This is a genomic window from Curtobacterium sp. VKM Ac-1393 (assembly GCF_015350995.1).
Taxonomy (GTDB): domain Bacteria; phylum Actinomycetota; class Actinomycetes; order Actinomycetales; family Microbacteriaceae; genus Curtobacterium.
The window spans coordinates 243412-261601 of the sequence record NZ_JADKRW010000001.1 but is presented as its reverse complement, the minus strand read 5'-3'; the positions used below and the strand labels follow the sequence as shown (position 1 = coordinate 261601).

At 70.1% G+C, this 18190-nt stretch carries 12 protein-coding genes; 7 read left to right on the top strand and 5 right to left on the bottom strand.

Annotated elements, in window-relative coordinates:
* Positions 1 to 1889 (bottom strand): hypothetical protein (locus tag ITJ59_RS01220; RefSeq protein ID WP_194649325.1); only part of this gene is annotated, 1889 nt, incomplete at its 3' end.
* A 113-nt stretch (positions 1890 to 2002) separates the two neighbouring features.
* On the opposite strand from ITJ59_RS01220, the gene ITJ59_RS01215 reads away from it, so the two are divergent.
* The gene (locus tag ITJ59_RS01215) at positions 2003 to 3142 is read left to right on the top strand and encodes a class I SAM-dependent methyltransferase (RefSeq protein WP_323749360.1); all 1140 of its coding nucleotides are present in this window, start codon (positions 2003 to 2005) and stop codon (positions 3140 to 3142) included.
* 26 nt (positions 3143 to 3168) lie between these two features.
* On the opposite strand, the gene ITJ59_RS01210 is transcribed toward ITJ59_RS01215, so the two are convergent.
* The 4 genes from ITJ59_RS01210 to ITJ59_RS01195 all read right to left on the bottom strand — a co-directional run bounded on the left by ITJ59_RS01210 (position 3169) and on the right by ITJ59_RS01195 (position 8672).
* On the bottom strand, positions 3169 to 5619 hold the full coding sequence (locus ITJ59_RS01210; RefSeq protein WP_194649322.1) for a M60 family metallopeptidase: 2451 nt from the start codon (positions 5617 to 5619) through the stop codon (positions 3169 to 3171).
* A gap of 229 nt (positions 5620 to 5848) precedes the next feature.
* A complete protein-coding gene (locus ITJ59_RS01205) occupies positions 5849 to 7246 on the bottom strand; it encodes an FCD domain-containing protein (RefSeq protein ID WP_194649320.1) in 1398 nt (465 codons plus the stop codon).
* A gap of 102 nt (positions 7247 to 7348) precedes the next feature.
* On the bottom strand, positions 7349 to 8179 hold the full coding sequence (locus tag ITJ59_RS01200; RefSeq protein ID WP_194649318.1) for an aldo/keto reductase: 831 nt from the start codon (positions 8177 to 8179) through the stop codon (positions 7349 to 7351).
* Positions 8180 to 8252: 73 nt separating this feature from the next.
* Positions 8253 to 8672 carry a pilus assembly protein CpaE gene (locus ITJ59_RS01195; protein WP_194649316.1) on the bottom strand — a complete coding sequence of 140 codons (420 nt, stop codon included), beginning with the start codon at positions 8670 to 8672 and terminating at the stop codon, positions 8253 to 8255.
* 237 nt (positions 8673 to 8909) lie between these two features.
* On the opposite strand from ITJ59_RS01195, the gene ITJ59_RS01190 reads away from it, so the two are divergent.
* The 6 genes from ITJ59_RS01190 to ITJ59_RS01165 all read left to right on the top strand — a co-directional run bounded on the left by ITJ59_RS01190 (position 8910) and on the right by ITJ59_RS01165 (position 18190).
* Positions 8910 to 11708, top strand: coding sequence for a glycoside hydrolase family 2 protein (locus tag ITJ59_RS01190; RefSeq protein ID WP_194649314.1), 2799 nt, complete (start codon positions 8910 to 8912; stop codon positions 11706 to 11708).
* Between the two features lie 168 nt (positions 11709 to 11876).
* Positions 11877 to 12167, top strand: a complete 291-nt coding sequence (gene tatA / locus ITJ59_RS01185) for a twin-arginine translocase TatA/TatE family subunit (protein ID WP_416354847.1) — start codon at positions 11877 to 11879, stop codon at positions 12165 to 12167.
* A gap of 118 nt (positions 12168 to 12285) precedes the next feature.
* Positions 12286 to 13692, top strand: coding sequence for an MFS transporter (locus ITJ59_RS01180; protein ID WP_194649312.1), 1407 nt, complete (start codon positions 12286 to 12288; stop codon positions 13690 to 13692).
* Between the two features lie 53 nt (positions 13693 to 13745).
* Positions 13746 to 15914, top strand: coding sequence for an ATP-dependent Clp protease ATP-binding subunit (locus ITJ59_RS01175; protein WP_194649310.1), 2169 nt, complete (start codon positions 13746 to 13748; stop codon positions 15912 to 15914).
* A 76-nt stretch (positions 15915 to 15990) separates the two neighbouring features.
* Positions 15991 to 16545 (top strand): DUF2231 domain-containing protein, encoded by a 555-nt coding sequence (locus tag ITJ59_RS01170; protein ID WP_194649308.1) that lies wholly within the window; start codon positions 15991 to 15993, stop codon positions 16543 to 16545.
* Between the two features lie 319 nt (positions 16546 to 16864).
* The gene (locus tag ITJ59_RS01165; RefSeq protein ID WP_194649307.1) at positions 16865 to 18190 is read left to right on the top strand and encodes a sugar ABC transporter substrate-binding protein; all 1326 of its coding nucleotides are present in this window, start codon (positions 16865 to 16867) and stop codon (positions 18188 to 18190) included.

The window sequence follows — 18190 nt, the reverse complement described above, 5'->3', positions numbered from 1 at the left end:
CGGATGGTCGCGCCCGGGGTCGCGGTGCCGGTGAAGGTGTTGTTGATGCCGGCGGTGACGGTCTTCGTGGTCACGGTGACGGCGCGGTCGGTGGACGCGGTGAGGGAGAAGGTGCTGGACTTCGAGACGGTGTTGTCGACGGTTTGTTCGATGACGAAGTCGAACTTGGTGGCGCCCTTGGACACGATGCGGTCGAAGGTCCAGGTGCCGTCGCTGGCGACGTCGTGGGTGCCGGGGACGATCTGGGTGCCGTTGGGGTTGAGGATGCGGATGGTCGCGCCCGGGGTCGCGGTGCCGGTGAAGGTGTTGTTGATGCCGGCGGTGACGGTCTTCGTGGTCACGGTCGCTGGGGCGACGGTCTGGGTCTCGGCGTCGAAGCCGATGTTGCGCATGATCGAGGTGCGGCCGTCCGTGGTGGTCTGGGTGAAGGTCACCTCGTAGCCGTCTCGGCTGGTGAGGTCGGCTGATCCTGACCAGGTGCCGACACCGGAGCGGGTGTCGCTGACCTCGGTGCTGAAGAGTTCGTGGCCGTCCTGGTCGGTCGCGGTGATCGTCGCGCCGGCTTCGGCCTTGCCGGAGAATGCGCGAGCGCCGGGCGTGTAGGTGTTCTGCTCGGCGATGCCGTCGACCTGCAGCAGACGGGGCAGGAGGACGCGCTCCGACAGACCGGAGAGGTCGCGACCGTCGAAGGACAGGTTCGCGATCGTCAGCTGCTTGTCCGTGGCTGCCGGGTCGATCGAGTAGCTCCACGCGGCATCGCTGCGTGAGACCGACCCGACGACGCGGTCGCCGTCGAGGATCCACAGCCCCGGTGCGTCGTCGTGCTCACCGACCACCTGCACGCGTCCGTTCGGGTGGACGGTGACGGACCGGAGCGACGGAGCGCTGATGGAGGAGTCGGTCGGCAGCTGCTCGAGGGCGACGGGAACGCGGGGCGAGCGGACGTTGTCCGCCGAACGGGCGACGACGTAGACCGTCGACCCGATGCGGTCGTTCGGGACCTTCGCGACGTAGCCGCTGGGGTTCAGGCTCCCGTCGGCGATGGACGCACCCGCCTCGTCCTCGACGAGGATGGATTCTGCAGGTGCATCGAGTTTGCCCGAGATCATGAACGACCCGTCGAGTGCACGGTACGTCTCGTCGACGGTGGGTGCTGGAGGGGCATCGGCGGTCGACGGGGTGTAGGTGATGCCACGGAGCTGGTTGGTCTCGCCACTGGGCGTGGTCTGGGTGAGGGTGATCGCGTAGTCAGTGTCGGCGAGCACGGCATCGGCGGACCAGGTGCCCACTCCCGATCGCGATCCGGTCGTCTCGGTGCTGAAGAGGGTGGCACCGGTGGCGTCGGTCGCAGTGATCGTCGCGCCGGCCGTCGCCGTACCGGTGAAGCGGTTCTTCCCCGGGGTGAAGCTGTTCTGCGCCTCGGCGCCGGTGACGGTGATCGTCCACGGCATCGGGATGCGTTCGGTCCGGGTCTGCGTGCCGTCCTCGGCGGTGTGGACACGGATCACCTCGAGCCCGGCGTCCTTGTGGCGGTCCTGGACGGTCAGCACGAAGGCTCCACCCGGAGGCGAGTAATCGTGGACCGTGTCACCGGCGACGAGCCAGACCGCATCGCGGCCGGCATCGCCGATCACGGTCCGCGCACCGTGCAGTGTGCTCCAATCGTTCAGGAAGCGGGGCGCGCCGAGGGACGGGTCGACGGGGATCGCGTCGAGGTCGGGGTTTCCCTCGATGGCGTCGGGGGTGAGTGCATCGGATGTGGAAGGGGCGGTGGACGCGGCCGGGGCGGTGGCGGCGGTGGCTGACACGGGAACGAGTACGCCGACGCCGAGGGTTGCTGTGACGATGCTGCAGACGACTGCAGCGCGGCGGAAGGGAGCGGGGGCCATGAGGACTCCTTGGTAGGGGAATGCACAGGATATTCGTATGTGGTATGTCGCCACCGAGAGAATGCCGCATGACATGCAAACCTCCAACGGGGTCGCGCGGGTACGCTGACGCGGTGCCAGACTTCGCCGACCTCTTCCGCCACCGCGACGAATCCGCTCCCGACCTCATCGCGATCGACGGCACCGACCGGTTCCTCATCGACGAGGCGCCGCACGTGCACGGTGACGCGCTCCGGCAGCCCGGACAGGTCGCCGTCGTCGACGATCGCCTCGGGGTCCTGACGCTCGGGCTCATCACGCAGTACGGCGCCTCGGACATCCGGGTCGTGCAGGACTCGCTGGTGGGGGAGCGCGCGCTCGAGGCCAACGCCGGAACGTTCGGGTTGCGTGGCTTCCACCACCCGGACTCGCTCGAGGACGCCTTCCGGAACGTGCGGCTCGTCGTGCTGCGGCTCTCGAAGTCGCACGACCGGCTCGACGAGATCGCCCGAGCCGTCGCGCGGTTCGCCGCCCCGGACGTCGTGCTGCTGTGCGGCGGCAACGTCAAGTACATGAACCTGTCGCAGAACGACGTCCTGCGCCGGTCCTTCGGTGAGGTCACGGCGTCGCGCGGGCGTGGCAAGTCGCGGCTGCTCATCGCGCAGGACCCGCTACGCGCGCAGGCGAACCGTGCGGCTGCGACCAACCCGTGGCCGCGGTCGGTGCACGTCGACGACCTCGGCATGACCCTCGTCGCGCACGGTGGGGTGTTCGCGGGGACCTCGCTCGACCAGGGAACCCGTGTGTTGCTCGAAGCGATGGACGACGCCGTGCCGAGTGCACGGACCGTCGTCGACCTCGGGTCCGGCAACGGGGTCATCGCATCGGCGATCGCACTGCGTCGACCGAACGTGCAGGTCGTCGCGACCGACGTGTCACGGATCGCGGTGGCCTCGACGCGGGCGACGGCGGAGGCGAACGGCGTCGCCGACCGGGTCACCGCGCTGCGCACCGACGCCGGCGACGAGCTCGCTGCCGGGTCTGCACAGCTGGTGCTGTGCAACCCGCCGTTCCACGCGGACACCACGGTGACCACCGACGCGGCCGAGGCGATGTTCCGGAACGCGGCCACGATCCTCCAGTCCGGCGGTGAACTGTGGTGCGTCTGGAACGGACACCTGCGCTACCGGCCCGTACTGGAGCGGCTGGTCGGGCCGACGCGACAGGTCGTGCGGACGCCGAAGTTCACGGTGACGGCGTCGCGCCGAGCGTAGCGAGCGAGCCGTCGGCCCGTCGGCCCTCAGCTCGCGATCCGGACCGTCGAACCGTCGATCATCCCCGTGACGGTGTAGTCGAGCCCGCTCGTGCCTGCTGGCGCGTCCGGCACCACCCGGACGAGCGGCGACCAGCGGATGAGCGTGCCCTCGGGGAGGTCGACGGCGACCGAGTCCCGTTTCGCCGTGAGCACTGTGCCGGTCGCGTTCGCGGTGGCTCCTTCGAGGTCCAGGTCGGACTCTCGGGTCCACGAACCACCCGGGCGCAGGACCTCGGCGACGAGGGTCGTCTGACCGGGCGCGAAGGCGGTCGCATCCGGTGCGGTGAGGGACACATCGGCGGACAGGCGGTCGATCGCGCGCGTGGTCTGGAGGCGCACTTCCACGGGGGTGTCCGATCGGCGCGACAGGGTGACCGAGGGACCGGCGGTCGCCACGATCGGGTCCTCGGCCATCGGCTCGAAGCGGCCGTCCACGATCCGGTAGCGCTGGACGGTGGCGGCGTTGGCCGGCTGCAGGACGCTGTCGTCCCAGCGGTCCAGGCGGCTCCGCGCCTCGGCGTGACGGACGATCAGCACCTGGCCGTCCTGGTACTCCTGCGCGAAGCCCGAGGCCAGGGCGTGCGCCGTCTCGTTGCCGCGGACCGACCAGGTTCCGATCTGTTCACGGCGATCCGCGCTCCGGAGCTCGAAACCGATGTACTCCTTGCCGCCCCACGACGCGTGCGCGTTGTAGGTCGTGCCGGCGAAGAGCCGGAGCTCGTGTTCGCGGGGGTCCACCGCAAGGCGCATGACGTTCCGGTCGGAGAGGCCGTCGAAGGAGAACATGTTGCCCGGCTCCACGGTCACCGGGCGGGTCAGGACCTCGCGGACACCCAGGCTGTTCCGGAGTGCGACGAGCAGGGTCCCGGTGCCGGCCGCGGTGGCCGAGACCGACTGCCCGGTGTACTCGGGGACGCCGCGTCCATCGGAGTTCTGCAGATCGGCGAGGACGGGTTCGTCGTCGAGGCGCTGCTGCCCCACCACCACCGTCGGCTGACCCCCGGTGATGCGTCCCATGGGCACGGCGTAGGGCTCGAGATCGTGGTCCGTTCGGTCGGTCGCGGAGTTCCGGTTCTCCCAGATGTCCGTGGTGAGCGGGGGGAGCTCGGCGAGTGCCGCCGAGGTCGCGTCGGTGAGCGGGAACCCCCACTGGGCGAAGAAGGGGCGGAGATCACGGTCCGCGATCTGCGCCGCGGTCCGCGCGAACAGCTGCTTCTTCGAGTCGCCGTTGTCCGGCGTGCTGACCTCGCCGAGCGCGAGTCCGCTGCGGAGCGACTGGTTCACGCGCGGGTAGAAGTGCTCCCCGAACGCCCGGCGGAGCTGGTCGAACATCAGGATCTTCACCCAGCCGTCCTGGGTGTCGTAGACGCGTTCGTCGACCGGCGTCGCGAAGAACGCGGCGACACCGGCGGTGTTCTGCCGATCGAGCCGGTTCTCGCCGCTGATGGTCCGCTGGACGTCGAGCACGGACGTGTTCACCACGACCTCACCCATACCGGCCCAGTTGTACGCCGGCGTCTGGTAGGTGTGGCCGACCTCGTGCCAGAAGCCCCACATGTTCCCTGGTGCGGAGCTGAGCAGCTCCCATGCGGCGCCGCCCCGCACGGGCATCGTGATCCGGTCGTTCCCGGCGCTCGCCCAGGCACCACCGGTGTCGGGCGTGGTGATGTGCAGGCGCTGCGGCGACTTGCGTGCGAGCCCCGATCCGTCGTCGAGCAGGCCGAAGTGCGCGTTCGTGAGCTCGACGACGCGGTCCCAGAGCTCCACCCTGCTCGTCATCTGGTCGGGGATCCGCCCGAAGGCACCCTTCGGCGGCTCGGCGAAGGTCCGTTCGCCGACGATGGTGACGAAGGACGCGTCCTCGTGAGCGGCCCGGTCGCGTGCGAACTCATCGTCGGAGGTCGTGCCGAGGACGAAGGTGGGCAGCGCCTCTCCACCTCGGACGGTCACGTCGTGAGACCCCGAGGGGGATCGGTCGATCAGGTACACGAGGCCGTCCACCGGCGCGGTCACGGCCGTCGTGCCCGCGGTCACCGGGAAGGTCTTGATGCCGACCGCGGACCCTTCGTTGTAGTCGTCGTAGTTGCCGTACAGGCCGATGCCGACCTGCATCGCGGGCGCATCTGCCGGCAGCGTGACCTCGAGCTCGGTTCCCTTCTGTGCGAAGCGGGAGACCGGTTGCAGGTCGCTGTGCCGGTAGCTGCGACCCTCACGGCGACGTTCCGTCTCCGCGTCGCCCTGTCCCCAGACGCGCATGGTCGTCGTGCGCTCGTCCCCCGAGTGCACGATCGACGCCTGACCCGCGGGTGATCGGGGCGAGGAGGAACCGGCCGGTGACGGCAGGCTCCCGGCGGAGGCGATCCCGCCGCCGAGGACCGAGCCGACGGTGACGAGGATCGCGGTGAACGCGCGAACAGAGGGGTTTACCAATCGCATGATATTAGAATATCACGCACTCTCCATCGGGTCACCGGCGCGGGCGTCGTCACGTCCGTTCGACCCGGCAAGCGGCTGCGGATGACGGACGACGTCGGGTACATGGCCTCGGCCGTGTGCAACGAGGTGCCGTACGACTCCAGCCACGGACTCACCGTCGAGTTCGACCAGCGGATGTGGAGCCCGGAGGGCGCCGGCTACGCGGACGGGATCGAGTGCTTCCTACGGCTCAGGACTCCGTGCCGGACAACCGCGCGACGACGTCGACGATGTGCGCGTCGTAGTGGACGTTGAGCGCGTGCGCCGCGTCTGCGGCTCGGTCCGGGTCACCGCGGTCGATGGCGTCCTCCAGCTGGGTGAGGACGTCCTCGATGTCCCACCTGCGGAAGGGCGGCGCCTCGTCGAACACGAACGCGAGCCGGCTCAGGGCGAACCGCAGACTGCCGGCGAGCCAGGGGTTCGGCGTGTGGTCCGCGAGGAGCCGTGAGAGCTCCACCACCGACATCGTGTAGCCGTAGTCACGGATTCGACCCTGGCGGCGGAGGCGGTCGATCACGTCGTGCAGCTCGGCTCGCCCGGTGTCGTCCAGGGTCTGCACGGACCACCGAGCGCACGCTTCGACGAGCGTGGACGCGAGCTGGAGCGAATCGGTCCAGTGCTGCAGGTCCGGTCGGGTGATGCGGATGCGCTCCGGGTCGTCCGGCCTCGTCTCGACGAGCCCGAGCAGTTCGAGTCGTCGGACCATCGGCATGAGCCGTCGGACCGACTGTCGCAGTCGGGCGGCGATCTCACCCGCGCGGTAGGTCCGGTCGCGCTGGAGCGTCCCGTCACGCACCATCGCGAGCAGGTCCCACCAGAGGTCGTCCGGGGTCCAGACGGCCCAGCTCGGCGAGTCCTCCGGCGCTGACGACGCGGAAGGCGCGGAATGCGCAGACGACGACGCCGGCGACCCGTCGTCGGGTGCTGTGCCGAAGGCGGCAGCGGTGCCGTCGACGTGCTCGCCCCACAGTCGTCCGAGGACGTGCGCAGCACGCTCGGCGGACCGCACACCGGGGTACCGCACCGCCTGCTCGGCCGCTGCGGCCCAGGCATCGACCGACGTCGACCGGAACGGGATCGACGGCGTCACGCCGAACCGGGCCCGCTCGACGGCACGCGCGGCGAGTCGACCGAGGGACACGTTCGGGGTGCGGTCGATCCAGAAGGTGATCGAAGCCCAGAAGGCCGGGTCGAGTTCGGGGGTGCGCAGGTGCGCCGAGCGACGAAGCACCTCGGCGACACGACCCTGCTCGACGAGGTCCGCTGCCGTGAGCACGGGCACGGCAGAGCGCATGACCCCTTCGAGCAGCCCGACGAGCAGCCAGCCGTTGTCCACCCAGGCGGCGGGGGACAGCGAACGGAAGCGGACGGCGGCCTGGTCGTCGAGGACGGCGATCCCGACGTCGGACAGCCGCTCGAGCACCGCGTGGAGGACCACCGGGTCGAGGCCGAACCGTCCGGAGAGCGCCAGCTCGTCGTGGGCGACGTCCTGGCCGAGGGAGCCGTCACGGACCGCACCGAGGACGTCCCGGTACGCCTGGTCGAGCTGCGGCGTCCATCCACCGTCGAACCGAGCCACCGCAGTCATGAACACCCCTTCCCTGCAGCGTAGCCGCCGACACGGCGGGCCTGCCGACACGACGAAGCCGCCCGGGTCGCCCCGGGCGGCTTCATCGACGGATCCGACCGATCAGGCCGGGATGTAGTCGAACGTGTCGGGGTCCGGACCCGTGCGGTGCCCCTTGTCGAGCGACGTGATGTCCGTCATGTCCTCGTCGGAGAGCTCGAAGTCGAAGATCGCGAAGTTCTCCTCGACGCGGGCGCGGGTGACCGACTTCGGGAAGACGATGTCACCACGCTGGATGTGCCAGCGGAGCACGACCTGTGCGGGGCTCTTGCCCGCGGCGCCGGCGATGCGGGTGATGGTCTCGTCGTCGAGCACGAGGCCCTGGGCGATCGGGGACCAGGCCTCGGTCGCGATGCCGTGCTCACGGCCGTAGGCGCGGAGTTCTTCCTGGGCGAGGTACGGGTGCACCTCGATCTGGTTGACGGCCGGGGTGATCGTGGTCTCGGCGGCGAGGCGGTTGAGGTGGTTCGTGTGGAAGTTCGAGACGCCGATCGAGCGCGCGGTGCCGGCGGCGTAGAGCTCCTCGAAGGCCTTCCACGTCGGCACGAAGTCGCTCACCGTGGGGAGCGGCCAGTGGATGAGGAAGAGGTCGGTGTAGCCGCCGAGCAGCTCGGCCGACTTCTTGCCGTTCTCCAGTGCCGCTTCGGGGGCGTGGAAGCCGTTGTTGAGCTTCGAGGTGACGAAGATCTCCTCGCGCGGGATCCCGGACGAAGCGATCGCCTCGCCGACCTCCTTCTCGTTGCCGTACATCTCGGCGGTGTCGATGTGGCGGTAGCCGACCTCGAGTGCGGCCAGCGTGGCGGCCTTCGTCTCGGAGGGGGCGATCTGGAAGACACCGAAGCCGAGCTGCGGGATGGTCTTGCCGTCGTTCAGGGTGATGTTCGGAACGGTCATGGTGCCATGCAACCAAACGACCCTCAGCGCGCATTCCGGCAACGTCCAGGATCGCGGACCCCGGGCGTGCCGCTCAGGACAGGGCGTCGTCGATGTACGCCTGCAACGCCGTGCCGTACGCGATCGCGGGGGTCTCCGATGCGAAGCTCCGGTCGGCCCCACCGATCGTCGCGGTGACGGTGTAGACGACCCGGCCGTTCGCCGAGACCCGCGTCAACCCGATGAAGGACGGCCCGAGCAGCTCGCGCAACTGGTCCTCGCGCGGCAGCCAGAGCGACTCCGAGGCGGTGACCGAGTCGAGCGCCCACTCGGTCGTCCCGTTGAACCCCAGGATCGTGCCGGTGGGGGAGTCGTGCCGCTCGACGGTCATCTCGGAGACCGTGTAGACGTCCTCGTCCACCTCGGGCTTGTCGATGACGAACCGGTCGCCCGTCTCGGGGTGCCAGCGCAGGCCGGCGTCTCGGAGGGTCCTGGCGAGTGCAACGGTGATCACCTCCCCACCCTGCACGCGCGACACCGCGCTGTCACCACATAGGTTGCCGAAAGCATCCCGTACTAGCATCGCCGAGCACCCCCACGCGCGAGCGCCACCCGATCGCGCGCGCGACGTGACGACGCCCGGGCAACCGGCGCCGCGCCTCCCGGCCGACTGAAGCGGCCACGGGGCGGGCCGCCGCCGGCGTCCCGACCGAGGCGACGGACACCCCGTCCGCCGAAGAGAAGGACCCGTATGACCCTCGAACGCGAGGAACTCCGCGACGGCTGGACCGTGACCATGGCCGGAGGAACCGGTGCGCCAGACGGCGTCGCGGGACGCAGCATCCCGGCGACGGTGCCGGGGCAGGTGCACACCGACCTGGAACGGGAGGGCCTGCTGCCCGACCCGACGTTCCACCTGAACGAGCAGGCCGCCAAGTGGGTGGGCCGAGCTGACTGGGCGTACCGGACGTCGGTCGACGTCGACCCCCGCGGCCACGAGCGTGTGGACCTGGTCTGCGACGGCCTGGACACCGTGTCCGAACTGAGCCTGGACGGCGTCGTCGTCGGCACGACCCGGAACATGCACCGCCGCTACCGCTTCGACGCGCGCGTGCAGACCGGATCGGGTGCGACGACGAAGGACCTCGAGATCCTGTTCGAGTCGCCGTACCGCGAGGCCGGCCGCGTCGCCGCGAAGGCCGGCAGCATGCCCGGCCCGTACGACGAGCCGTTCCCGTACATCCGCAAGATGGCGTCGAACTTCGGCTGGGACTGGGGCCTCACCGCCGTCACGAGTGGACCCTGGCGTCCTGTCGCCATCGAGCGGTGGTCGACCGCGCGACTGCGCGAGGTCCGACCGCTCGTCGACGTCGAGGCCGGCGAGGGCGTGCTCGACGCGCACATCACGGTCGAGCGTTCCGGCCTGAACGACCTGGACCAGGACGGCGAGGACGACGACCTGGTGCTCGTCGTGACCGTGAGCGGTCTCAAGGAGGACGGCACCCCCACGCGGCAGCGGTCCCGCGCGCAGCTGACCCCGAAGGACGACGAGACCGTCGTCACGGTGCGGGTCCCCGAGGCGCTGCGCTGGTGGCCCCGGGGCTACGGCGCGCAGGCGCAGTACGACGTGGTCGTCGAGCTGCAGACCGTGGACGGCGAGGTGCTGGACCGCGACACGTTCCGCACCGGCTTCCGGTCGACCCGGATCGACACGCAGGTCGACGACATGGGGCGCCCGTTCGGCATCCACGTCAACGGGACGCTGATCGACGTGCGGGGCGTCAACTGGATCCCGGACGACGTGATCGTCTCGCGCGTCGATCGTGCACGGCTGGAGTCGCGGCTGGGCGCGGCGGCCTCGCTCGGCACGAACCTCGTGCGCGTGTGGGGCGGCGGCGTGTACGAGTCGCGCGACTTCTACGAGGTCTGCGACGAGCTCGGGCTGCTCGTCTGGCAGGACTTCCCCTTCGCCTGCTCGGCGTACCCCGAGGTCGAACCGATCCGCAGCGAGGTCATCGCCGAGGCGCGGGACAACGTCGCCCGGCTCGCCCGACACCCGTCGCTGGTGCTGTGGAACGGGAACAACGAGAACATCTGGCTGCACGACGTCGACGGCTGGGCGGATTCCCTCGGTGACCGCGGCTGGGGCCTCGACTACTACCTCGACCTGCTGCCGACGATCGTCGACGCGGTCGACCCGTCGCGCTTCTACACCGTGGCCTCGCCGTGGTCGGGCTCCGAGTCGCTGCCCGCGAACGACGTCGACCACGAGACGCACCACTCGTGGGACGTCTGGAACCGGCTGCCCGACACCGCCTACCGCGGGTCGGTGCCGCGGTTCGTGTCCGAGTTCGGCTGGCAGGCACCGCCGGCCTGGCGGACGCTGCGAGACGGCGTCGCCGACGAGGTGCTCGGGGTCGACGCACCCGGAGTCGTGCACCACCAGAAGGCAGCGGACGGCATGGGCAAGCTGGCCCGCGGCTTGGAGCCGCGGTTCGGCACGGGCCCCTTCTCGTTCGACGCGTGGCACTACCTGACGCAGCTGCAGCAGGCACGGGCCATCGCGACGGGCATCGAGCACTGGCGCACGCACTGGCCGCGGAACGCGGGCGTGGTGATGTGGCAGCTCAACGACCTGTGGCCGGTGTCGTCGTGGTCCGCGATCGACTCGGCGGGGCGCCTGAAGCCGCTCGCGCACGAGCTGCGCCGGTTGTACGACGACGTCCTGTTGACCATCCGTCCGGTGTCGCGGGTGGCGGTCGCGCCGTCGGTCGTGTCCGGGCCGGCTGCGTCGCCTGCCTCGCCGGTGTCGGGGGCGTCCGCTGCTCCGGTCGTGTCCGCTTCGTCGGTCGAGTCCGATTCGTCGGTCGTGTCCGATTCGTCGGTCGCGTCCGGCGGTCCCGTCGCGTCCGACGCGGACCGGACGGGAGGCCCGGATCACCCGGGTGGGTCGTCCGCCGTCGGCGAGACGGCTGAGCTGGGCATCCTTGCGGACACCCTGTCGCTCGGCGTCTCGCCCGGGTCGTTCGGGTCGTCACCCGTCGAGGTCGCGGTCCGCTCCACCCGCGGTGGGCAAGACAGCGTGGTGCGTGTCCGCCGGGTCACCACGGCCGGCGCGATCCTGGCCGAGGTCTCCCTGCCCGTCCGGTCGTCGTCCGCCGGGGTCGCCGTCGTCGCACTGCCCGAGTCCGTCGGCGTGGTCGACGACCCGGCGAACGAGCTCATCGTGGCGGACATGGACTGGCACCGCGCGGTCTGGACGCCGGGCCCCGACGTCGACATGCGGTGGGAGCCGGCGCGGTACCGCACGTCGTTCGCGCCCGTCGACGGTGGGCTCGACCTGACCGTCGAGGCCGAGTCGCTCGTCCGCGACCTGCTCGTCCAGCCCGACCGGGTGACGTCTGACGGTGCCGTGGACCGCGGGTTCATGACCCTGCTGCCCGGGGAGCGGGTGACCTTCCGGCTCACCGGCGTGACCGAGGCCGACATCCCGGCGCTGCGCGAGGAGCCCGTCCTCTGGAGCCTCGACCGGGCGCTCTCGGCGCGGTAGCAGCGGCCGGCGGCACGTGCTGCGTCCACTTCCCTGTGCGATCGGTGTCCGTTCCGGCGCCCGGCCTGGGCATCGGAGAGCGGGAGAGTTACGATGGGGGGACACGGACTTCCGCCCCGTGGGTCGAGGACGATCCACCAACGGCGACCAGTTCCAGATCAAGGAGTCATGATGCTCGGAAACCTCACCGGTCTGCACCTGCTGATCATCCTCGGGATCGTCATCCTGCTCTTCGGTGCGACCAAGCTCCCGGCGCTCGCCAAGGGTCTCGGGCAGTCGATCAACATCTTCAAGAAGGAGATGTCCGACGACGAGAAGAAGGCTCAGGCGGGCGACACGACGGTGCAGAACACCGCGGTCCCGAACACCACCGTTCCGACCGCTCCCGCCGAGCCCGCCGCCGGTCCGGTCCTGAACCCCGGCCCGAGCGCGCAGCCGAACACGGATTCCCGGCGCTAGACCTCGAGCTCAGGACCCCTCAGCCCCGTCCTGTCGGCAGCCCCCGCGACCCTCGTCGGTCGCGGGGGCTTCGTCGTGCGGGGGCGCGGCGCGGCCCGAGGGGGCGCAGGATGAGCACATGACGAGTCTGCCCGCCGCACACCGCGCCACCGCGCCGCTCCGGGACGACCGTCGCACCGTGCTGGTGGTGGCGATCCTGTCGTCGTTCGTCGTCGGGTTGGACTCGAGCGTGGTGAACGTGGCGCTCCCGGCGATCCGGCAGGAGCTCGGCGGTGGGCTCGTCGTGCAGCAGTGGACCGTCGACGCCTACCTGGTCACGCTCGGCTCGCTCATCCTCGTCGCCGGCTCGCTGTCGGACGTGTTCGGCCGGGTCCGGATCATCACGTGGGGGCTCGTCGTGTTCGGGATCGCCTCGGTCGCGTGTGCGGTCGCCCCCACCGGCGAGGTCCTCATCGTGTCCCGGGCGCTCCAGGGGGTCGGCGGCGCCCTCGTGACGCCCAGTGCGCTCGCGCTCATCGTGGCGGCGTTCCGCGGGGCCGCGCAGTCGAAGGCGATCGGCACGTGGACCGCCTGGTCGAGCGCGGCGACGATCCTCGGGCCGGTGGTCGGCGGGCTGGTGGTCGACAGCGTCGGCTGGCGGTGGATCTTCGTGCTGACGGCCCTGCCGATCGCGGTGACGATCCCGCTCGTGCTGCGGATCACCGGTGACGTGCACCCCGAGACCCGGCCGCGCATCGACGTCGTCGGCGCCGTGCTCGCGGTCGTCGGCGTCGGTGGCGCGGTGCTCGGGCTCATCGAGCAGGAGCGGCTCGGGTGGGACGCGCCGGTGGTGGTCGCAGCGCTCGTGCTCGGTGCCGTGGCGCTCGCCGCCTTCGTGCCGTGGGAACTCCACGTGACCCGGACGACCGGTTCGCCGCTGGTGCCGCTCGCGCTGTTCCGGGTGCGGAACTTCGCGGTGGGCAACATCGCGACACTGTCGATCTACGGCGCCCTGAGCATGGTGTTCTTCGTGGTGACGCTGTTCCTGCAGGAGGTCTGGGGGTTCCCGGCCTGGCTCGCCGGCCTGGCGACGCTGCCCCCGACGGTGGTCCTGCTGCTGGTGTCCTCGGCGGTGGGTGGTCTGGCCGGACGGTTCGGGCCGCGCTGGTTCATGGCCGCGGGACCGGCGGTGGCTGCGATCGGCTCGCTCCTGATGCTGCTGGTCGGTGCGCAGCCGGACGCGTACTGGTTCGGCGTGTTCCCCGGGCTCGTGCTCGTCGGGTTCGGGATCGCGCTCATGGTGACGCCGCTGACCAGTGCCGTGCTCGGATCGGTGCCGCAGTCCGAGGCCGGCGTCGGGTCGGCCGTGAACAACGCGATCGCACGGATCGCCGGCCTGGTGATGGTGGCGCTCGCGGGCATCGTGCTCGGCGGGGAGATGAGTGTCGCCGGCCTGCACCGGGCGGTCGTCGTGATGGCGGTGCTGCTCCTCGCCGGCGCGGTCGTCAGCGCCGTCGGGATCCGGAATGTCTCCGCGCCGACGTAAGTTGAGTGCAGTAGACTCAAGTACAACACCACCGCAACGAAAGGACGGAACGCATGGCGAACCTCCAGGGTGCTCCTGACTCGCAAGAGCGACAGAAGACCGCCCTCGAGCAGTACGGCGTCGACCTGACGGCGATCGCCCGAAGCGGCAAGCTCGACCCGGTGATCGGACGCGACTCCGAGATCCGACGCGTCAGCCAGGTGCTCACCCGCCGCACCAAGAACAACCCCGTGCTCATCGGCGAGCCCGGCGTCGGCAAGACCGCCGTCGTCGAGGGGCTCGCGCAGCGCATCGTCGCGGGCGACGTCGCCGACTCGCTCAAGGACAAGCGGCTCGTCTCGCTCGACATCTCCTCGCTCATCGCCGGCGCGAAGTACCGCGGTGAGTTCGAGGAGCGTCTCAAGGCCGTGCTCAAGGAGATCAACGAATCCGACGGGCAGGTCATCACGTTCATCGACGAGCTGCACACGCTGATGGGTGCCGGCGGCGGCGAGGGGTCCGTCGCGGCCTCGAACATGCTCAAGCCGATGCTCGCGCGCGGCGAACTGCGGCTCATCGGGGCGACGACGCTCGACGAGTACCGCGAGTACATCGAGAAGGACGCCGCCCTCGAACGGCGCTTCCAGCAGGTCTACGTCGGCGAGCCCAGCGTCGAGGACGCCGTGGCGATCCTCCGCGGGCTCAAGGAACGCTACGAGGCGCACCACAAGGTCACGATCAACGACTCTGCCCTGGTCGCCGCGGCGAGCCTGTCGAACCGCTACATCTCCGGCCGGCAGCTGCCCGACAAGGCGATCGACCTGATCGACGAGGCCGCCAGCCGGCTCCGCATGGAGATCGACTCCAGCCCGGTCGAGATCGATGAACTGAAGCGGAACGTCGACCGGCTGCGCGTCGAGGAGTTCGCGCTCAAGCAGGAGAAGGACGACGCCTCGAAGGCCCGGCTCGAGACCCTGCGGAACGAGCTCCGCACGCGCGAGGAACGCCTCGGCGAACTCGAGCAGCGCTGGCAGGCCGAGCGCGCCAGCCTGAACCGGATCGGTGAGCTGAAGCAGCAGCTCGACGACCTGGGGGTCCGCGAATCCCGCGCCGAGCGGGACAACGACTTCGAGACGGTGTCCCGCATCCGGTACAGCGAGAAGCCCCGGATCGAAGCCGAACTGGCCGCCGCCGAACAGGCCGAGTCCGCCGATCGCATGGTGAACGACAGCGTCACCGACGAGGACATCGCCGCCGTGATCGCGCAGTGGACGGGCATCCCGCTCGGCCGGCTGCTGCAGGGCGAGACCGAGAAGCTCCTGCACCTGGAGAACGAGCTCGGTCGCCGGATCATCGGGCAGCGCACCGCCGTGAACACCGTGTCCGAGGCCGTCCGGCGCACCCGCGCGGGCATCTCCGACCCGGACCGTCCGACCGGCTCGTTCCTGTTCCTCGGCCCGACCGGGGTCGGCAAGACCGAGCTGGCCAAGGCGCTCGCCGAGTTCTTGTTCGACGACGAGAAGGCCCTCGTCCGCATCGACATGAGCGAGTACGGCGAGAAGCACTCGGTCTCGCGGCTGATCGGTGCCCCGCCCGGGTACGTCGGCTACGAGTCCGGCGGGCAGCTCACCGAGGCCGTCCGTCGTCGCCCGTACTCGGTGATCCTGCTCGACGAGATCGAGAAGGCCCACCCCGAGGTCTTCGACGTGCTGCTGCAGGTCCTCGACGACGGTCGTCTCACCGACGGTCAGGGCCGCACGGTCGACTTCCGCAACACGATCCTCGTGCTCACGTCGAACCTCGGGTCCCAGTTCATGACGGACCTGACGCTGACCGACGACCAGCGGGAGGACGCCGTGCGCGAGCTCGTGCAGCAGGCGTTCCGACCGGAGTTCATCAACCGCCTCGACGACATCGTGGTGTTCCAGGCCCTGACGGCCGACGACCTCGGGCAGATCGTGTCGCTCTACGTCGATCGGCTCGCCCGTCGCCTGACCGACCGCCGGCTCGAGCTCGCGGTCACGCCAGAGGCCCGTGGCTGGCTCGCCGAGCGCGGGTACGACCCGCTGTACGGCGCTCGACCGCTCCGCCGCCTGATGCAGCGGCAGATCGACGACAAGCTGGCGCGCGCGATCCTGTCCGGTGACGTCCGCGACGGCGACACCGTGCGGGTGGACGTCGCCGCGGACGGCGACGGCCTGACGGTCGAGCCGTTCCAGTTGGCGGAGGTCGTCGAGGAGTAGGCGGCGAGGTGACTGACGGGAGGCCCGGGGCCGGTTCCTGGGACCCGGTACGGGCCTGCCGGGTTGGCTGCAGGGCATGCCTGAGATCCGTGCGCTGCGTCGCCTCACCGACTCCATCGAGCACGCGAGTGTGCTCGACAAGGCCGTCGACATCGATCGCGCGGTCGTGCGGGCGACCACTCGGCCGAAGGCGCTGCGGCAGCTGCTGCACGGTGTGCCGTTCGGGCACCCGGTCCACCCGCTCATGGTGCAGGTGCCGCTCGGGGCCTGGATCTCCGCGGCCGTGCTCGACGTGTTCGGCGGGAAGGGCAACGCGAAGGCCGCCAAGACGCTGATCGGCGTCGGGCTCGTGTCCTCCGGCAGTGCCTCGGTCGCCGGGTACGTCGACTGGTCGGAGCTCGACCGCGAGCAGCTGCGCACCGGATGGGTGCACCAGGCCGTGAACTGGGTCGGCATCTCGCTGTACGGGCTGTCGTGGTGGCAGCGGAAGCACGGCAACCACGGCGCGGGGAAGCTGCTCGGGTTCGCGGCGCTCGGAGTCGTCGGGGTCGGCGGGTACCTCGGTGGGCACCTGGCCTACCGGCAGCGTGCCGGCGTGAGCGACCACGGCGAGGTACCGTTCGACGCCTGACGGCCTATCCCACGTCCGCGCTGGCGGCCGTCTGACGGAAGTGGTGGTGATCCGGGAGGCCCGGTGCCGGTCTGCGAGACCGGCACCGGGCCTCCCGGTCGGCGCGTCCACCCCGTCGACGTGCGGCGCAGATCATGCCTGGTCATGACCAGTTGCGTCAAGCGTTCGCCCTGATCTGTTCGACATCCGTGATCCCCCGGAAACACGCGGATCGAACCTGTCCACAGGGACCGATCCAACGGTTGACAACCCGGTCACGAAGGTCTTCACTTGCGAATACGCAACGTCCTTTCATAAAGGTCGGACCAAGGGAGTCAACGTGACACGCACGCGTTTCGCCGCACTCGGTGCGCTCGGCCTGGCGGCCGCGCTCGCCCTCACCGGGTGCTCCGCCGGAAGCAACGGAGCTTCCGACGGTGGCACGAAGTCCATCGGCACACCCGATGGCAAGGGCAAGACCATCACCGTCTGGATGATGAACGGCGACCTCAGCGACAAGGTCCTCGACGCCGCCCAGAAGCAGTTCACGAAGGACACCGGGGCGAAGGTGACGATCCAGACCCAGCAGTGGGACGGGATCACTACGAAGCTCACCACGGCGCTCGCGCAGGACGACGCCCCGGACGTGGTCGACCTCGGCAACACGCAGGTGCCGGTCTACGCGGCGGCCGGTGGCCTGATGGACCTGACGCCCTACCGCGACGAGCTCAAGGACGGCCAGACCTGGCTCACCGGGCTCGAGGGGCCGGCGACGGTGGACGGAAAGCTGTACGGAGCGCCGCTCTTCGCCGGCAACCGCGCCGTCGTCTACAACAAGAAGGTCTGGAAGGACGCCGGCGTCACCGATGTGCCGACCACCTACGACGAGCTCACCGCCGACCTCGACAAGGTCAAGGCCGCCAACGCGAAGAGCGACTTCTCCGCCTTCTACATGCCCGGCCAGTACTGGTACGGCGGGCTGCAGTGGGTCTGGGACGCCGGCGGCGAGATCGCTTCCGACAAGGACGGCAAGTGGACCGGTGAGCTCGACTCCGCCGACGCCGTGAAGGGCCTGACGGCGTGGAAGGAGTTCCAGAACGACTACTCCGCGAAGTCGACGCAGGACATCAACACCGACAAGCCCTCGCAGAGCGACGTCTTCGCGCAGGGGAACACCTCGGCGTTCCTCGGCTCGGCGTGGGAGATCGGCTCGATCACCACGGCGAAGCCGGCGCTCGCCGACCAGATCGGCACGTTCCCCATGCCGTCGCAGACCGAGGGGAAGACGCAGCCGGTGTTCCTCGGCGGGTCCGACCTCGGGATCCCGGCGAAGGCCGCCAACCAGGACCTCGCGCTGTACTACCTGAAGATCCTGACCTCGAAGGAGTTCCAGCAGGACCAGGTCTTCGGCGTGGACGGCTGGGAGCCGAACTCGACCGAGCTGCTCGACGCGGTCGCCGGTGACGTGGACGCCCTGCACAAGCCGTACTTCGCGGCGGCGGGTACGAGCCGTCCGACCCCGGCCACCCCGGGCTGGGCGACCATCGAGGGTGACGCGTCGTTCCAGTCGATGTTCGCCGACGTCGCGACCGGTCGGAAGTCGCCGGAGCAGGCTGCCGAGGGCTTCTCGAAGCACCTCACGACCGCGCTGAACGCGCAGCCGTAG

Coding starts and splice junctions, on each gene's coding strand:
- ITJ59_RS01210 (WP_194649322.1), bottom strand. CDS start 5,619: ATGCGATTGGTAAACCCCTCTGTTCGCGCGTTCACCGCGATCCTCGTC.
- ITJ59_RS01205 (WP_194649320.1), bottom strand. CDS start 7,246: ATGACTGCGGTGGCTCGGTTCGACGGTGGATGGACGCCGCAGCTCGAC.
- ITJ59_RS01200 (WP_194649318.1), bottom strand. CDS start 8,179: ATGACCGTTCCGAACATCACCCTGAACGACGGCAAGACCATCCCGCAG.
- ITJ59_RS01190 (WP_194649314.1), top strand. CDS start 8,910: ATGACCCTCGAACGCGAGGAACTCCGCGACGGCTGGACCGTGACCATG.
- tatA (WP_416354847.1), top strand. CDS start 11,877: ATGATGCTCGGAAACCTCACCGGTCTGCACCTGCTGATCATCCTCGGG.
- ITJ59_RS01180 (WP_194649312.1), top strand. CDS start 12,286: ATGACGAGTCTGCCCGCCGCACACCGCGCCACCGCGCCGCTCCGGGAC.
- ITJ59_RS01175 (WP_194649310.1), top strand. CDS start 13,746: ATGGCGAACCTCCAGGGTGCTCCTGACTCGCAAGAGCGACAGAAGACC.
- ITJ59_RS01170 (WP_194649308.1), top strand. CDS start 15,991: ATGCCTGAGATCCGTGCGCTGCGTCGCCTCACCGACTCCATCGAGCAC.